The sequence below is a fragment of the Pseudoxanthomonas suwonensis 11-1 genome (assembly GCF_000185965.1).
GTDB classification, from domain to species: Bacteria; Pseudomonadota; Gammaproteobacteria; order Xanthomonadales; family Xanthomonadaceae; genus Pseudoxanthomonas; species Pseudoxanthomonas suwonensis_A.
Map to the genome: position 1 here is coordinate 1,698,763 of NC_014924.1, position 15,967 is coordinate 1,714,729.

General features: G+C 65.1%; 12 protein-coding genes. 7 read left to right on the top strand and 5 right to left on the bottom strand.

The window, feature by feature from the left end:
* Nucleotides 1–78: 78 nt before the first annotated feature.
* The 3 genes from aat to trxB all read right to left on the bottom strand — a co-directional run bounded on the left by aat (nt 79) and on the right by trxB (nt 2,982).
* A complete protein-coding gene (aat, locus tag PSESU_RS07770; protein ID WP_013535214.1) occupies nt 79–813 on the bottom strand; it encodes a leucyl/phenylalanyl-tRNA--protein transferase in 735 nt (244 codons plus the stop codon).
* Entirely contained in the window at nt 813–1,955 is a 1,143-nt protein-coding gene (locus PSESU_RS07775) for a GNAT family N-acetyltransferase (protein WP_013535215.1), read from the bottom strand. Before PSESU_RS07775 ends, aat begins: the two co-directional genes overlap by 1 nt.
* Before the next feature lie 73 nt (nt 1,956–2,028).
* Nucleotides 2,029–2,982: a thioredoxin-disulfide reductase gene (gene trxB, locus PSESU_RS07780; protein WP_013535216.1), complete on the bottom strand. Its 954-nt coding sequence runs from the start codon at nt 2,980–2,982 to the stop codon at nt 2,029–2,031.
* A gap of 207 nt (nt 2,983–3,189) precedes the next feature.
* Between trxB and PSESU_RS07785 the strand changes: the two genes are divergently transcribed.
* From PSESU_RS07785 to PSESU_RS07800, 4 genes are all read left to right on the top strand, one after another.
* Entirely contained in the window at nt 3,190–5,538 is a 2,349-nt protein-coding gene (locus PSESU_RS07785) for a DNA translocase FtsK (RefSeq protein WP_013535217.1), read from the top strand.
* 309 nt (nt 5,539–5,847) lie between these two features.
* Complete coding sequence (lolA, locus tag PSESU_RS07790) at nt 5,848–6,480, top strand: outer membrane lipoprotein chaperone LolA (RefSeq protein WP_013535218.1); 633 nt, start codon at nt 5,848–5,850, stop codon at nt 6,478–6,480.
* 77 nt (nt 6,481–6,557) lie between these two features.
* Nucleotides 6,558–7,955 (top strand): replication-associated recombination protein A, encoded by a 1,398-nt coding sequence (locus tag PSESU_RS07795; protein ID WP_041763998.1) that lies wholly within the window; start codon nt 6,558–6,560, stop codon nt 7,953–7,955.
* A 50-nt stretch (nt 7,956–8,005) separates the two neighbouring features.
* Nucleotides 8,006–8,398, top strand: a complete 393-nt coding sequence (locus PSESU_RS07800) for a DUF4124 domain-containing protein (protein ID WP_013535220.1) — start codon at nt 8,006–8,008, stop codon at nt 8,396–8,398.
* A gap of 38 nt (nt 8,399–8,436) precedes the next feature.
* On the opposite strand, the gene PSESU_RS07805 is transcribed toward PSESU_RS07800, so the two are convergent.
* Nucleotides 8,437–10,914 (bottom strand): glycoside hydrolase family 9 protein, encoded by a 2,478-nt coding sequence (locus PSESU_RS07805; protein WP_013535221.1) that lies wholly within the window; start codon nt 10,912–10,914, stop codon nt 8,437–8,439.
* A 219-nt stretch (nt 10,915–11,133) separates the two neighbouring features.
* Here PSESU_RS07805 and PSESU_RS15890 point away from each other — a divergent pair, with 219 nt between their 5' ends.
* Nucleotides 11,134–12,534: a DDE-type integrase/transposase/recombinase gene (locus PSESU_RS15890; protein ID WP_013535222.1), complete on the top strand. Its 1,401-nt coding sequence runs from the start codon at nt 11,134–11,136 to the stop codon at nt 12,532–12,534.
* On the top strand, nt 12,535–13,683 hold the full coding sequence (locus PSESU_RS16135; protein ID WP_013535223.1) for a DUF6624 domain-containing protein: 1,149 nt from the start codon (nt 12,535–12,537) through the stop codon (nt 13,681–13,683). It abuts the gene before it with no gap.
* Between the two features lie 447 nt (nt 13,684–14,130).
* Here the strand turns inward: PSESU_RS16135 and PSESU_RS16620 are convergent, their stop codons facing one another.
* On the bottom strand, nt 14,131–14,409 hold the full coding sequence (locus PSESU_RS16620; protein WP_428992114.1) for a hypothetical protein: 279 nt from the start codon (nt 14,407–14,409) through the stop codon (nt 14,131–14,133).
* A 419-nt stretch (nt 14,410–14,828) separates the two neighbouring features.
* Here PSESU_RS16620 and PSESU_RS16145 point away from each other — a divergent pair, with 419 nt between their 5' ends.
* Entirely contained in the window at nt 14,829–15,848 is a 1,020-nt protein-coding gene (locus tag PSESU_RS16145) for a hypothetical protein (protein ID WP_013535224.1), read from the top strand.
* The last annotated feature ends 119 nt before the right edge of the window (nt 15,849–15,967 follow it).

The window sequence follows — 15,967 nt, forward strand, 5'->3', positions numbered from 1 at the left end:
CGATGTGCGCGGTGCGCGGGCAGGGCGTTAAAGGCGGCAATTTTACGCGAGAAGCGTCCCGGGCGCAAAAGCGGCCGTTCAGCCGCCTAGCGAAGACGCCGGCAGGCCCCCGAAATGCCCGCTCCATGGACCCACCAGCCCGGGCCCGGCAGCCAGTTCCGCCACTGCCCGGGCGAACGCCGGGCGCGGCCAGCGCTCGGCTCCCAGCGAGACCAGGTGCGGGTTCTCCACCTGGGCGTCCAGCAGTGGCCAGCCCCAGGCGTGCAGCTGCCGGGCGAGGGCGGCGATGGCGACCTTGGAGCCGCCCGATTCCCCGCTGAACATGCTTTCGCCGAAGAACATCCGGCCCATCGCGACCCCGTAGATCCCGCCGACCAGTCGCGTGCCGTCGAACACCTCGACCGAGTGGGCGTGGCCCAGGCGGTGCAGCCCGACATAGGCGGCCTGCATCTCCGGCAGGATCCAGGTGCCATCCTGGCCGGGGCGCGGGATGGACGCGCAGGCGGCGATCACTTCCTCGAACGCAGTGTCCGCGCGCACCTCCCAGCGGCTGCGTCGCAGCTCACGGCGGAAGCGGCTGGACAGGTGCACAGCGTCGGTGCGGAGCACCATGCGCGGGTCGGGACTCCACCACAGGATGGGCTGGCCTTCGGAGTACCAGGGAAAAATGCCCTGGCCGTAGGCCTGCAGCAGCCGTGACGGCGACAGGTCGCCGCCGACCGCCAGCAGGCCGTCCGGTTCGCGCAGGGCCTGCCCGACCGGTGGGAACGGGTCGTCGGGACCCAGCAGTCGCGGGAAGCGCGGGGCGGCCATCAGGGCTCCCCCGGGGCGCGGAACGGACCATGCCGGACCAGGGTCAGGGCATGCCCCGCGACCGCGGCGCGCTCCTCGGCGCACCAGCCGCGCAGGGCCTCCCGGAATCCAGGATGGGCCAGGTAGTGGTGGCTGTGCACCAGCGCCGGCAGGAAGCCGCGCGCCAGCTTGTGCTCGCCCTGGGCCCCGGGCTCGAACCGGGCCAGGCCATGCTCGAGGCAGTACTCGATGCCCTGGTAGTAGCAGGTCTCGAAGTGCAGGCCGGGCAGGCGCACATCGCTGCCCCAGTAGCGCCCGTGGAGGGTGTCACCGCCACGCAGGCAGAGCGCTCCGGCAACCGGAACGCCATCGTGGTATCCAAGGATAATCAAAAGGTTGCGCGACATTGCTCGCGCCATATGCCCGATGAATTCCCGGGTGAGCGCCGGTGCGTTGCCGTACTCGGCGAAGGTCTGCAGGTAGAACCCGTGGATGGCATCCAGCTCCGCCGGCGTCGCCTCGTCGCCATGCAGGCGGCGGAAGGTAAGGCCGGCGCGGGCGACCTTGGCCCGCTCCTGGCGGATGTTCTTGCGGTGGCGGTGGTCCATGTCCGCCAGGTAATCCTCGAAGGTCTTCCAGTGGCCCGGGTTCTTCCAGTGGTACTGGATGTCCTGGCGCTCCAGCCAGTCCCCGTCGAAGGCGGCCGATTCGTCGCCGAGGTGGAAGTTGACGTGGGCCGAGGACAACCCCGAATCCTCGACGGCCGCGGTGATGGCCTGGAGCAGGGAGGGGCGGAGGGCGGGGTCGCACGCGAGCAGGCGTGGCCCGGTGACGGGAGAGTAGGGCACGGCGAACAGCCACTTCGGGTAGTAGTCCAGCCCGTGCTGGTCGTAGGCCCGCGCCCAGGCATGGTCGAACACGAACTCGCCGTGGGAGTTGGTCTTCAGGTAGCCGGGAGCGGCCGCGACCAGGTTGTCGCCGTCCCACAGGGTGAGATGGCGTGGGGTCCAGCCCCATTCGGCCCGCAGGCAGCCGTGGCGTTCCAGGCCTTCGAGGAAGGCGTGCTGGAGGAACGGGTTGCTGCCGTCGTGCAGGGCATCCCACTGCGCGGGCGCCACCGCGTCCAGCCCGTCCAGCAGCCGGGTGCGCAGGGTAGTGCTCATGTCCGGGCTGGCCAGGCCCGGGCCCGCGGGCGGACGCCACCCATGGAGCAGCGTCCGCGTGCCATGGGCTGCCTCAGGCGCCCTTGTCCAGGTAGCGCTCGGCGTCCAGCGCGGCCATGCAGCCGAAGCCGGCCGAGGTGATCGCCTGGCGGTAGTGCTGGTCGGCCACGTCGCCGGCGGCGAACACGCCCTCGACCGAGGTGGCGGTGGCGTTGCCGCCCAGCCCCGAGCGGATGGTGATGTAGCCGTTGTCCATCGCCAGCTGGCCATCGAACAGGCCGGTGTTGGGCTGGTGGCCGATGGCGACGAAGAAGCCGTGGGCGGCGATGTCGCGGGTGCTGCCGTCCAGGGTCGACCTGACCCGCACGCCGGTCACGCCGGCGTCGTCGCCCAACACCTCGTCGATGGTGTGGTGCCAAACCGGCTCGATCTTGCCGGCCTCGACCTTGGCGAACAGCTTGTCCTGCATGATCTTTTCCGCGCGCAGGGTGTCGCGGCGGTGGACCAGGTAGACCTTGCGGGCGATGTTGGACAGGTACAACGCTTCCTCGACCGCGGTGTTGCCGCCGCCGACCACGACCACGTCCTGGTCGCGGTAGAAGAAGCCGTCGCAGGTGGCGCAGGCGGAGACGCCGCGGCCCTTGAACTTCTCCTCCGACTCGATGCCCAGGTACTTGGCGGTGGCACCGGTGGCGATGATCAGGGCGTCGCAGGTGTATTCGGCGCTGTCGCCGACCAGCCGGAAGGGGCGTTGCGACAGGTCGGCGGTGTGGATGTGGTCGAAGATCACCTCGGTGTCGAAGCGCTCGGCATGCGCCTGCATGCGCGCCATGAGGTCCGGACCCATCAGGCCGTGGGCGTCGCCCGGCCAGTTGTCCACCTCGGTGGTCGTCATCAGCTGGCCGCCCTGCTGCAGGCCGGTGATCACCACGGGCTTGAGGTTGGCGCGGGCGGCGTAGACGGCGGCGGTCCAGCCGGCGGGGCCGGAACCGAGGATGAGCAGGCGCGAGTGCTTGGAGGCGGTCATGTATATTCGTTCGGGAAAGAAAAGGGGCGCTGCGGCCGCGCATAGAGTGGCGGCCGGGCACAGGCGAATCAAGGCGAACCGTCACCAGGGGGTAGTTTCCATACCCCGGCGCCGGGGCTTGGTTTTTCTATGAATGCGTGGGTAGATTCGTTTAAGATCAATGCCTAACGCAGGATTCCTGCAGCCGGTTCAAGATTGCGGAGCGACGTGGCCAAGGCATTGACGGAACGCAGCAAGTCCACCCGCGGCAAGGCGCGCGAAGCAGGCGCGGCCAGCCCCGGGCGGCAACGCCTTTGGCGCGACCTCGCGCTGATCGTGATCGCGCCGCTGCTGTTGTACCTCCTGGCCTGCCTGTTCACCTATTCGCCGGCCGACCCGGGCTGGTCGCACAGCGGCAGCGTGGTCGCGCCGATCCACAACCTCGGTGGCAAGGCCGGTGCCTGGATCGCCGACGTGCTGCTGACCCTGTTCGGCCATGCCGCCTTCCTGCTGCCGGTGGTGCTGGGCGCGGTGGCGTGGATCGCGCTGTTCGGCCTGGGCGAGGAGGACGAACTGGGCCCGGCACTGCGCCTGGTCGGCACCTTCGGCTTCCTGTTCGGCGCCACCGGACTGCTGCACCTGCGCATCTTCGGCGTGCACGTGCAGGACGTGGCCCGCGCCGGCGGCGTGATCGGCCAGCTGCTGGGCAAGTCGCTGGAGGCCGGCTTCGGGCCGCTGGGCGCCAACCTGTTCCTGGTCGTGCTGCTGCTGGTTTCGGTCACCCTGGCCACCGGACTGTCCTGGTTCTGGGTGATGGAGAAGATCGGCGCCGGGGTGCTGGCGCTGCCGGGGCTGCTGCGGCGCAAGACCCAGCAGGCGGAGGAGTGGAAGCGCACCCGCGACATGCGCGAGGAACGCCAGGAAGTCCGCAAGACCGAGGCCGTGCGCCAGGCGCGGCGCGAGCCGGTGCGGATCGAGCCGCCGGCGCCGCCGGTAGTGGAAAAGAGCGAACGCGCCAAGCGCGAAACCCAGATCCCGCTGTTCCAGGGCACCGGCGGCACCCCCGACGGCCTGCCGCCGCTGGCCCTGCTGGACGATCCCAAGCCGCAGGCCAAGGGCTACTCCGAGGAGACCCTGGAGACGCTCTCGCGGCAGATCGAGTTCAAGCTCAAGGACTTCCGCATCGACGTGCAGGTGGTCGGCGCCTATCCGGGCCCGGTGATCACCCGCTTCGAGCTGGAGCCGGCGCCTGGCGTCAAGGTCAGCCAGATCAGCTCGCTGGACAAGGACATCGCCCGCGGCCTGTCGGTCAAGTCGGTGCGCGTGGTCGACGTGATCCCGGGCAAGTCGGTGATCGGCCTGGAGATCCCCAACACCAGCCGGGAAATGATCTTCCTGTCCGAGCTGCTGCGCTCCAAGGAATACGACAAGTCCGCCAGCCCGCTGACCCTTGCGCTGGGCAAGGACATCGCCGGCCGGCCGACGGTGGCCGACCTGGCGCGCATGCCGCACCTGCTGGTGGCCGGTACCACCGGCTCGGGCAAGTCGGTGGCGGTCAACGCGATGGTGCTGAGCCTGCTGTACAAGGCCACGCCGAAGGACCTGCGGGTCCTGATGATCGACCCGAAGATGCTCGAGCTGAGCGTCTACCAGGACATCCCGCACCTGCTGGCGCCGGTGGTCACCGACATGAAGGAGGCCGCCAACGGCCTTCGCTGGTGCGTGGCGGAGATGGAGCGCCGCTACAAGCTGATGAGCGCGGTCGGCGTGCGCAACCTGGCCGGCTTCAACAAGAAGGTCAGGGACGCGATCGACGCCGGCCAGCCGCTGATGGACCCGCTGTTCAAGCCCAACCCGGAGCTGGGCGAGGCGCCGCGTCCGCTGGAGCCGCTGCCGTTCATCGTCATCTTCATCGACGAATTCGCCGACATGATGATGATCGTCGGCAAGAAGGTGGAGGAGCTGATCGCCCGCCTGGCGCAGAAGGCACGCGCCGCCGGCATCCACCTGATCCTGGCCACCCAGCGCCCGTCGGTGGACGTGATCACCGGCCTGATCAAGGCCAACATCCCGACCCGCATCGCCTTCCAGGTCTCGAGCAAGATCGACTCGCGCACGATCCTGGACCAGTCCGGCGCCGAGACCCTGCTGGGGCACGGCGACATGCTCTACCTGCCGCCGGGCAGCGGCATGCCCGAGCGCGTGCACGGCGCCTTCGTCAGCGACGAGGAGGTACACCGCGTGGTCGAGCACCTCAAGGCCAGCGGCAAGGCCGAGTACGTCGACGGCGTGCTGGACGAGGTCCAGACCCTGGGAGACGGCGTGGTGATCGGCGCCACCGGCCTGCCGGAGACCAGCAGCGGCGGCGGCGACGAGTCCGACCCGCTGTACGACGAGGCCGTGCGCATCGTCACCGAGACCCGCCGTGCCTCGATCTCCGGCGTCCAGCGCCGCCTGAAGATCGGCTACAACCGCGCCGCGCGCCTGATCGAGGCGATGGAAGCGGCCGGCGTGGTCAGCGGCCCGGAGCACAACGGCGACCGCAGCGTGCTGGCGCCGCCGCCGCCGAGGGATTGAGGGCTGCTCCGGATCCGTGCCGGATCACGATGGCCCGGCTTAGCTGTCCGCCTCCGACGACTGAAGCCATGGGCGCTGGCGTGAGCCGGAACGACCAGGAAGCGCGGAGCCAGGCGCAGTGGCCGTCGCGGGTGGCTGGAATCGCGGCCTCACCCTGGCCCCTCTCCGGGTGGGAGAAGGCAGTTGCATCCGGCGTTCACGGGCTGCGCTGGACCATTCCCGTCCGCACGTGCGCTGCCAGCGCGCATCTTTTCCCTGTTCAGCTTCGCCGCTGCACACTTCGGCACGATCCACACGGACCTCGTCCCCATGCAGAACCGCTTCCGCCACGCCCGCCTCGGACTGCTTGCCCTGGCCCTCGTTTCCAGCACCGCCTTTGCTGGTGCGCGCGATGAACTGGTGCGCTTCACCAGCGGCCTGAAGGGGCTGGAAGGGCGTTTCGAGCAGCAGGTGTTCGACGCCAACGGCCGCAGCAAGGAGCGCAGCAGCGGCAGTGTCGCCGTATCCGCGCCGCGCCTGTTCCGCTGGGAGTACCAGAAGCCGTTCGCCCAGCTGATCGTCGCCGACGGCCAGAAGGTCTGGGTCTACGAACCGGACCTCAAGCAGGCCACGGTCAAGTCGCAGGGCGAGGAAGAGCGCAACAGCCCGCTGGTGGCGCTGTTCGAGCCGGCCCGGCTGGACCGGCAGTTCGACGTCAGCGAGGAGGCCACCGCCAGCGAAGGCCTGCAATGGCTGACCCTGACCCCGAAGATCGACACCGAGGCCAGCTTCCAGGTCGCGCGGCTGGGCTTCGGCCCGCAGGGCCTGGCCCGGATGCAGGTCACCGACCTGGTCGGGCAGAAGACCGAGATCCGGTTCGATGCCTGGAAGCGCAACCCGTCCTTCGGCGCCGGAACCTTCGTGTTCAAGCCGGGCAAGGACGTGGACGTGGTCGGTCACTGAGCCGTCGCCGGCGGCAGTGCCGCCGGCCTGCCTAATCCGACACACGGCGGGATGCGCCAGCGCTCTATCATGGACGCATGAGCCGCACCCGCCGTACTTCTTCCGCCGAGCCCGACCTGCTGGCCACTCCGGAAACCCCAGCCGATACGTCACGCCAGGAAGCGATGCGCCCCCTGGCCGAGCGCATGCGCCCGCGCAGCCTCGACGAGATGGTCGGCCAGCGCCGCCTGCTCGCGCCCGGTTCGGCCCTGCGCCGAGCCGTGGAAGGGGGCAGGGTGCATTCGATGATCCTGTGGGGGCCGCCGGGCTGCGGCAAGACCACGCTGTCGCTGCTGCTGGCGCAGTACGCCGATGCCGAGTTCCGCGCCATCTCCGCCGTGCTGTCGGGCCTGCCCGAGGTGCGCCAGGTCCTGGCCGAGGCCGGCCAGCGCTTCGACGCCGGGCGCCGCACCGTCCTGTTCGTGGACGAGGTGCACCGCTTCAACAAGACCCAGCAGGACGCGTTCCTGCCGCATATCGAACGCGGCAGCATCGTGTTCGTCGGCGCGACCACCGAGAACCCTTCGTTCGAACTCAACTCGGCGTTGCTGTCGCGCTGCCGCGTGCACGTGCTGGAGGCGGTCTCGGCCGACGACATCGTCGATGCGCTCAAGCGTGCGCTCGATGACGAAGAGCGCGGCCTGGGCGGGCAGGGGATCGTGGTGGAGGAGGGGGCGCTGCGCGAGATCGCCGGTGCCGCGGACGGCGACGTGCGCCGCGCCCTGACCCTGCTGGAGATCGCCGCCGAACTGGCCGCGGACGAGGGCGGCCACATCACCGAATCGACCCTGCTGCAGGTGCTGGCCGACCGCACCCGCCGCTTCGACAAGGGCGGCGAGCAGTTCTACGACCAGATCTCGGCGCTGCACAAGTCGGTGCGCAGCTCCAATCCGGACGCCGCCGTGTACTGGCTGGCGCGCATGCTCGACGGTGGCTGCGACCCGGCCTACCTGGCCCGGCGCCTGACCCGCATGGCGGTGGAGGACATCGGCCTGGCCGATCCGCGCGCCCTGCAGATGTCCATCGACGCCTGGGACACGTTCGAACGCCTGGGTCGTCCCGAAGGCGACCTGGCCCTGGCCCAGGTCGCGATCTACCTGGCCAGCACCGCCAAGTCGAACGCGGCCTATGCGGCCTACAACGCGGCCAAGGCCGACGTGCACCAGTACGGTACGGCCGAGGTGCCCATGCACCTGCGCAACGCGCCAACGAAGCTGATGAAGCAGCTGGGCTACAACAAGGGCTACCAGTACGACCACGACGCGGCCGGTGGCGTGGCCCTGGACCAGACCGGGTTCCCGGACGTGATGGGCGAGCGCGTGTACTACCGCCCGGTGGACCGTGGCCTGGAGATCAAGGTCAGGGAGAAGCTGGACCGGCTGCGCGAGGCGCGCGAGGAGGCGCGCCGCCAGCGTGATCCGAAAGCCGGCAAGTAGGAATGGAACGCCCGTGCCACGGAGGCCGGGCGGGGAAGAGGAGCAAGGGAATGCGCAGGATCCTGATCATCGCCATGCTGGCGTCGCTGCCGGCCACGGCACCGGCACAGCAGATCCACAAATGCGTCGCCGGCAACGGCGAGGTCTCCTACCAGTCCGATCCCTGCGGGGACGGGCGCGAGGCGGCGAAGACCTGGGAGCATGGCGAGTATGCGCCGGCAGCTCCGGTGCAGTTGCCCGCCAGTTCCCGCACGACCAGCGGCAGCTCGCGCAGGGGTGGGGCTTCTTCCACCCGTGTCGATCCCTCGTCGACCGCCGAACGCCGGTGCGAGGCCGCCCGTCGCCAGCGCGAATCCATCCTCCAGCACGAGCGCATTGGCCAGCGCTCGATGGAGCTGCGCCGCGAGCTGGACCGGAGGGTTGCCGAGGCCTGCAACCGCTAGCGGCTGCAGGCCCCATCGCATCCCGGCACAGCCGCTGGCTAGTTGCCGGCCTTCCGCTGCGCCGCGGCCAGCGCCAGGAACATGAAGTTCTCCGCGCCGCCTCCGATCACGTACTCGCGCTGCTGCCAGAAGTACGGCCAGGACTTCAGTTCCGGCAGGTCCGGGCGGATCAGTGCGGTGCCGGAGATCACGCCGCCGGGAATATAGCCCCAGTCGGCGCGGTTGGTGCCATAGGCCACGGTGGCGGAGTTGGCGCCTACGCCGGAGGCGAAGGACTCGGTCACGTTGCCCGGGTGCACGCCCAGCACGAAGTTGAGCGAGTCCATCTGCAGCGCGTCGCTGGTGTGCTGAGGCCAGCCCTTGCGGAAGTAGTACTGGTCCACGCCGAAACGCTGGATGTCCCAGCCCGCGCCCCAGATGTAGGGCACGTAGGGCACCCGGTACGGGGTCTTGGTGGCGTCGTCGGCGAGCCTGGCCTGGTGCGCGGCAACGGCCGCGTCGACCTCGCGCAGGAATCCGGCGTCCCTTACCAGGGGCAGGGCGACCGCGAGCGAGGGGCCGGTCTTGTCGATGGCCTCCACGATCTGCGGCTTCAGCGCCACCAGCCGCTCCACGTAGGCCGGGTCGCCGGTGCTGACCGCCAGCTCCGACAGCGCCGCGACCTTGGCGCCGATGCTGTCTGCGCGGTCGATCGCCCTGGCAGCCAGGTCGATCGCCGCATCCAGGGCTTCCTGCGCCATGGCCGGGTTCGAAGGCTTCAGCACCCGCGCCGCCACCGCCAGGCCCGATGCAGTGCCCAGTTCGCGGTCGGGATCGTCCTCGGTGAACACCCAGCGGTCGTCCTGCAGCGAGGACGTGCTGCCGGTGCGGCCGCCGGGGGGCAGGGCGGGGTCGTAGGCCAGGTTGTCTGTCTGGGTGGTGACGTCGCCGAGCAGCACGTACTGCTCCAGCGTCGGCTCGATCACGCCGCGGTAGGTCCGGCCCAGGGCGCGGTAGCCGGCCAGCACGTTGAGCAGGCCGTGCTCGATCTGCTGGATCGCATCGTTGACGCCGTCCGGGCGCAGCATGTGGGTTTCGCGGCGTGCCTGGTCGATGGTCGTGGCGTCGTGGTCCAGGCCGAACTCCTCGACCATCTGCGCCAGCAGCTTGATCGTGCCCATCTGGCTCTCGATGCGCAGGTCGTAGTCGCCGGCGTCGTGCCAGCCGCCCACGTCCATGCCGGGGATGCGGTCGCCGGGCTTGAAGCGGGTGAGGGTGTCCGGACCCTGGTCGTAGCCGTCGAAGTGCACCCCGGCCGGGGCCATGCGCGCATCATCCATGTGGTCCAGGCCATGCCAGGTGCGGTAGTTCTCCTTGACCAGCATGTGGCACATCTGCGCCGGCAGGAAATACTCCAGCGTCGGCTGCCACACGCCGCGGTCGAACACGTCCTCGCCGATGCGGAACGCATGCGTGCGCTTGCCGCGGTAGGACAGCTCGTACATGCCCGGCTCGCGCACCGCGCTCAGGTCCGCGGTCAGGTAGTGGTAGCGCAGGAAGCCGCCCCAGGCCCTGGGCGTGTAGCGCCCGGCTTCCTTCGGGCCATCCTCGGTCATCCGGTAGAGGATCAGCGGATCGGCGCGGGTGTCGCGCTTGTCCTGCTCGATGATCACGGTCTTGGCCTGGCCGGGCCGATAACCGACCTGGGAGACCTGGACCACCGGCTCGTAGCGCCACTTCGGATCGACGTTGGGCGTGACCACCCATGTGATCGCATCGTGCGTAGCGCCCGGGCGGGTCAGCTCGCGCACGATGTACCAGCCGTTGTTCATGTTGCCGCGGCCGTCGATCAGGTCCAGCCGGCCACTGCGACTTTCGATCTTCATCCGCTGCAGCGGGCTTTCCGGCGCCACCACCAGGGAGCGGCCGCTGGCCAGCGGCGCGGTCAGGGTGTGGCCCTCGATCGTCGTGACCGGGCCGTTGGCCTGGCGCGGGAAGGTCCCGGCATTGCCATCCATCAGGAACGACTTGCCGAACAGATCGGTCGGGAACAGTTCGAAGTTGAAGCCGACCTTGCCGTCCCACTCCGGCGGCAGCGGCTCGTCCAGGTGGACCGAGACCTGGAAGGCGTGGCCATCCAGCGGCGTGACCGCGACCTCGTAGCGGAAGTCCAGGTCCGGGTATTCGATGGGGTTGAAGCCCTTGCGGTTCTTGCTGTCGTCCGGATAGCGCAGGGCCTGGACCAGGCTGCCGTTGGCCGCGTCGTAGCGGGCCTTGCCATCGCCAGCCGGCACCGGCGACCACTGGCCCGGCGACGGCTCCAGCCGCAGGTCGCCATTGGCGGCCACGCGCTCGCCATGCTGGATCACGGTCACGCCGGTCTGGTGGCCATCGGGATAGATATCGGCGAATACGGTGACGTTGAGCCCCGGCGCCTCGAAATAGCCTTGCTCGTTGAGCTTCAGGCTCGACGCCGCCTGAGCCTGGAACGCGAGTACCGCCGCGATAGCCAACCCGATCCTGCGCTTGTAGTGCATTGTCTCTCCCCGGAATCGCGGCCGGCACGAGCGGCCAGTCTCGACATGCAAAGCCAAATTGGACTCAAAAATTGTCTTTTAATTCAAGGGCGTAGCTGATATCGACGACCGGCGTACGGCCGGCTAAGCGAATTCCTCGAGAAGTCCAGTATTTAAGGGCAAAGAGGCTCAAACAAGAGGTTTATGCTCTCTAAGCGGAAATCCACTGAGCAAGCTGGCATGGTCAAGTCCAGTGATGTCTCCTCACCGGCGGTGATCGCCTTCGCCGTCGGATCGTTCGTGCATTCGGATAGCCGAACCTACCAGGTGGAGTCCCTAGATGGATCGGGAAGCTTATTAGCGCGCGACATCGAGACCGGCGAGATGGCTCGCCTTCTGCAGGACGAACTTACTCCCAGTCCACACGCATTTACCGGCGACCTGGCACGGATAAGTGAAGAAGAGATAGCTCGTGCATTGCGTCAGTACTCCGTCCTCGCCCCTTTCATAAGCCAGAAGGCTACACGGGAAGACGTAGAGCGGTTGGCGAAGGAGCTCGAGCTGAAGCGCGCGCACATCTACGGGCAACTTTCCAAGCTTCGTGCTGCACCGCACTTCACCACTCTTATCCGTCGCCCGCGTGGGAGGGGTAAGGGATGCTCGCTTGTTAGCGAAGCGGTAGACCGGGTGATCGAGAAGCAAGTCAGAGCGGCCGTCAAGGCGAGGCTGCCTCTCACCGTAAAAACAATCTTCGAGGAAGTAGAGGCTGACTGTGCTCAGCAGGGCTTGAAGAGGCCATGTATGAAGACTGTTCGTAGTCGAATCGAGACGCTAGGGCCAGAGCTGCTCTTGCGAAAGAAGCATGGGGTCCGCCGAGCGAGGGAGCGCGTCACGGCGATGCCCGGGACCATTCCCGTCACGGCTCCTCTCGATATAGTCGAAGTGGATCATTCGCCGTTGGACATGTTTGTGGTGAGCTCACAGGATCGCGTATGTATCGGACGTGCATCGCTCACGGTGGTGATAGATACATTTAGCAGGGCAGTACTTGGTTTTCATCTTGGCTTAGAGCCACCAAGCGCCCTGACCGTTGCTTTAGCGCTAACTCATGCCGTGTTGCCAAAGAGTGTTTGGCTCAGCGAACGGGGCCTGAGCGACGCAGATTGGCCGGGCCACGGCCTCATGAAAACGCTGCGTGTTGACAACGCGGCGGAGTTCAGGTCGCCAGACTTCGAGGCTGCATGTGCGCGGTGGGGGATCGAGGTGACGTACCGCAAAAGAAAGGAAGACGGAGCATTCGTAGAGCGATTCATAGGGACAGTGCAGGGTTGGTGCTCGCAGGAGCCAGGCGCGAGCGGCAATGATCCGAAGAAGAAGAGGCGTGAAAAGGACCCTCGCGAAGATGCGCATATGACGCTCGCTGAGGCAGAGGCTTGGCTTGCTAGGCAGATCGTGCGGCGCTACCACCTAGCCCGTCACTCTTCACTTGGAATGGCGCCGTTGCAGGCGTGGCGGGCCGGTCTTATTGCCTCTGCAACGCCGAAGGCGATTTTGCTCGGCGGGGGAGATCCAAAGAGCTATAAGGGCTTGCACGCATACAACGAGGCCGCTACGCTCGAGAACGTTATCGGGGGTGTCTGAATGAAGCGATTCCGCAAGCCCGTAATTGTCGTCATATGCTTCTTGGCCATGCTTTCGTTTATGCAGAGCGCCCTCGCGGATGCTGGAAGCTTCGATATTGGCCTTGATGGGGAAACCCCCATTCCAAGTCTTGTGGCATCCCGGCTGAAAGAGTTGAGCAATCAGTCTGTTGGGCGTGTTCTCAGTCCTAATGAACTAGCCGAGTTCCAGGACATACTAAAGAAGCACGGGTGGCCTACCTATCGCACAAGCGGGCCAGAAATCATTGAGATCTGTGGCGACCTCTTGAGGCGCTCAGGGCAAGATTTCAGCTTTCAACGGTATATGTTGAGGCTCTTGGACCAACAAGTAGGCGATGATATTCGGCCGGCAGCGTATGCAAGGATTGCCGACAACATCTATGCCGCGCATGAAGACAAACAGCTTTATGGAACTCTGTGGCGTTTGGATGGGGATCGCGCACTGACTTGGCCCCCGATAAAGTCCGAAGACGGGATGCTCTTCTTCCGCGATTTTTATGGCATGCCAAGCTTGGATGAGGAACTGGCCGCGATTTCTAAGGCCTCGCCAGACTCTTACCACAACGTGTATGAGGGTGCTTTAGCCCAGCCGTCGGCAACGTATTCTCGCCCTGATATTCGCAGAACTCTCGGGGATCTTATCTACTTGGATCAGCAGCTGCGCAATGAGCTGAGCAAAGCTAAGGCCAAAGGTGACGAAGCTCTTTCCGAGAAGGTTCGAGAGAAGATTGTCGCAATCGACAGAGAGAACCTTTCAAGATTGAAGGCGATATTCGATGAGGTCGGATTCCCCACTCGCGAAATGGTGGGCATTGATGGTGTTTCTACCGCATTCTTGCTCGTCCAGCACGCGGACGAAGACCCACTCTTCCAACGACATGCGCTGGCATTGGCCGAACCGTTGATGAGGCAAAGACAAATGTCGAGGCGGCAGTTCGCCATGCTTTCAGATCGTGTGTCCCTGGCTTTCGGGGAACCACAAGTCTACGGGACGCAAATGGTGATGCAGGATGGGAAGTATGTACTTCAGCCCACAATAGATATTGATAATCTAGATTCGCGACGCAAGGAGATGGCTTTAGGGCCCCATTTAAAGATGCTTGAGAGTGCGAACTCTGACGAAAACTGAACGGTGGGGCAGTTGAATGTATCGATACTGTGTGTCTCTGGCATTCTTTGTGGCAGCTGCCGCCGGGGCTGCACCGGCGGAGGTGAACGAAATGCTCGATTCGAGTGCAGACGCTCGGACGGTACTAGCATGCCATGAAAGCTATGTTAAGAAGTTTTCCGCCATTCGGCCTGCTCTTTCTGCTACGGACGTTGCCATTGGGGCAAAAGCACACTGCGCTGACGAGGCCCGGATCTTCGAGAAGAATCTCCGGGCAGGGCGCATGAGCAACGCAGCTGAAGCGTGGCTCTTACCAGAATCCATCGATCGGCATATAGATAAATTCAACGATTACAAATTCTCTTACACCGTGGACCTCTACCTAAAGAGCTTGATCGGAGAGCCTCAAGACGACGGTTAGGCCACTATATGCGAGCGAAGTAGCAGAGGGCGGTCGGAAGCCGCCACTCAGGATCGACCGCGCTCGTATATGAAATCCATATTAGATAATGATTCTGCAAGGCGGCGAGTGAATTGTTCCTGCTCAGCGGTTCCGATGGCGCCAGCACGCACTTTTCGTACAGCAAGCATTTCACTTTCCGCGTCTGCGATTTCGCCGGTTTGAGTTAACAGCATTGAGGCCACTGTATCGGCCCGACCGAGCCCGCCTATGCAATTGACAACGACGCGTCTGCCCGCGTGGAGTTGGACCGACAGTTCCTGTCCTTGAGCACTCCAGGTTCTCATCCGGCTCAGATCAGGCGCGGCGCCGTCCACGATGCGAACACCATGCCACTTCAAGCCCAACACAGGCACGCCTGGGGAGATCTTGAAGGCGCAGCTCTTTAAACTCCCAAGCTCGATGAGCGAGATGAGAGTTGAGGCGCCCCAAAGCCTTAACGGCCAATAGATCGGCCTCTAGATCCCGTGCCCAAGAGCCGGTCATTGCGGGGGCCTTGGTGCTTCCCAGGCGAAGGTGGTTCCGAAAGCGCCAACTTGTCTGCCGACGCAAGCCGGGCGACTCGGAGCGGATGCGTCTCGTTTGTCCGGATTGAAGGTGGGGTGCCGTTCAATCCAGTTCTAGCGAGACCTTGGGAAGTGAGGTTTACGAGAAGCCTTCATGGGCAAGTCACGTAAGACATTTAGCCACTGACGCGGTCTTTGCCATGAGCGACCTAGACGAACCTACACAGCAAACCGTCTTTCAGGCCATTGAGGAGCTTCTCGCAATTGGGAGGTTCCCGAACGCCAAGAATATTCTGGTGCATCTCAATTGCACTTGCGAATCAGTGAAGATTTCGACGCATGTCAAGGCTTGGATGCGAGAGCTCGGCCCATCATATCGAGATGTGACCTTGGCGGCACTTCGGTCAGGGGCGCCGAGCGAAGAGTTTAGCGAGCGAGTGGCAAAAGTTGTTCAAGCTTTCAAGGACGAGTTTGTCGCGAGGCATGGTGACTTCAAGAGGCGCGAGACCGAGCTTCTGGCGCGTGAACACAAAATCCAAGTAAAGGAGGCGGCACTAGATAAGTTGGTGGCTAGGCTGGGTGGCTGGGCGTGCCTAGAAGATCGGGAGAAAATCTTAGGGGAGCGCGAATCTTTCTTGAGCGAATGGGAAGCGAGGCTGCGTGAAGCTGCTGCCGCTTTCGATGAGTCCGAGGCAGAAAGATTGGCTGCCGACAGGGCCTTGGGGCAGGCAAAGCTCCAACTTTATACACTGACCTGCAGACATGAGGAGGCAACCGCGAAACTTCGATTGTCGACTTTGGAGCTCGAGGAGAGGAATCGGCAGGATGAAGAGAATAGGAATGCGGTTCGACGAGTCATCGGGCCTCTGAAGCCCATAAACAGGGCTTGGCTGGTGGCGGAGATGGACCGTTTATTTACATGGGAGCAAAGATTGAGGGCTCGTGAGCGAGAGTTGCTCGAAGCCTCTGCTGACTTGGATGCGCTGGAATCGGAGCGGGATTCGGCGATTAAGCGAGAGTCGCGCACCCGTATCTCACTAATCGGACAACGCAGAAAGGTTAACGAGATGCGGGCTGAAATGATTGAACTGTCCCGGAAGCTCGGGGCTGCAGAGCGCTTGTGCGAGACCCTACAGTCGCAGCGAACTTCAAAGCTGATGGCTTCGTGGCAGGACCTAATTCGTGAGCTTTGGGCTGAGAGCGGTCAGCAGTCCAGGTAGCTAGGCACGAGTCCAGTCTAAGTTCACCCAGTCCATCCTAAGAAGGTCGCTCGAGAGCCAGCCCGGGGGACGAAGGTAGCGGTAACGAGCAGGGAAAGCCCGCTGCAGCGTGTCATCCC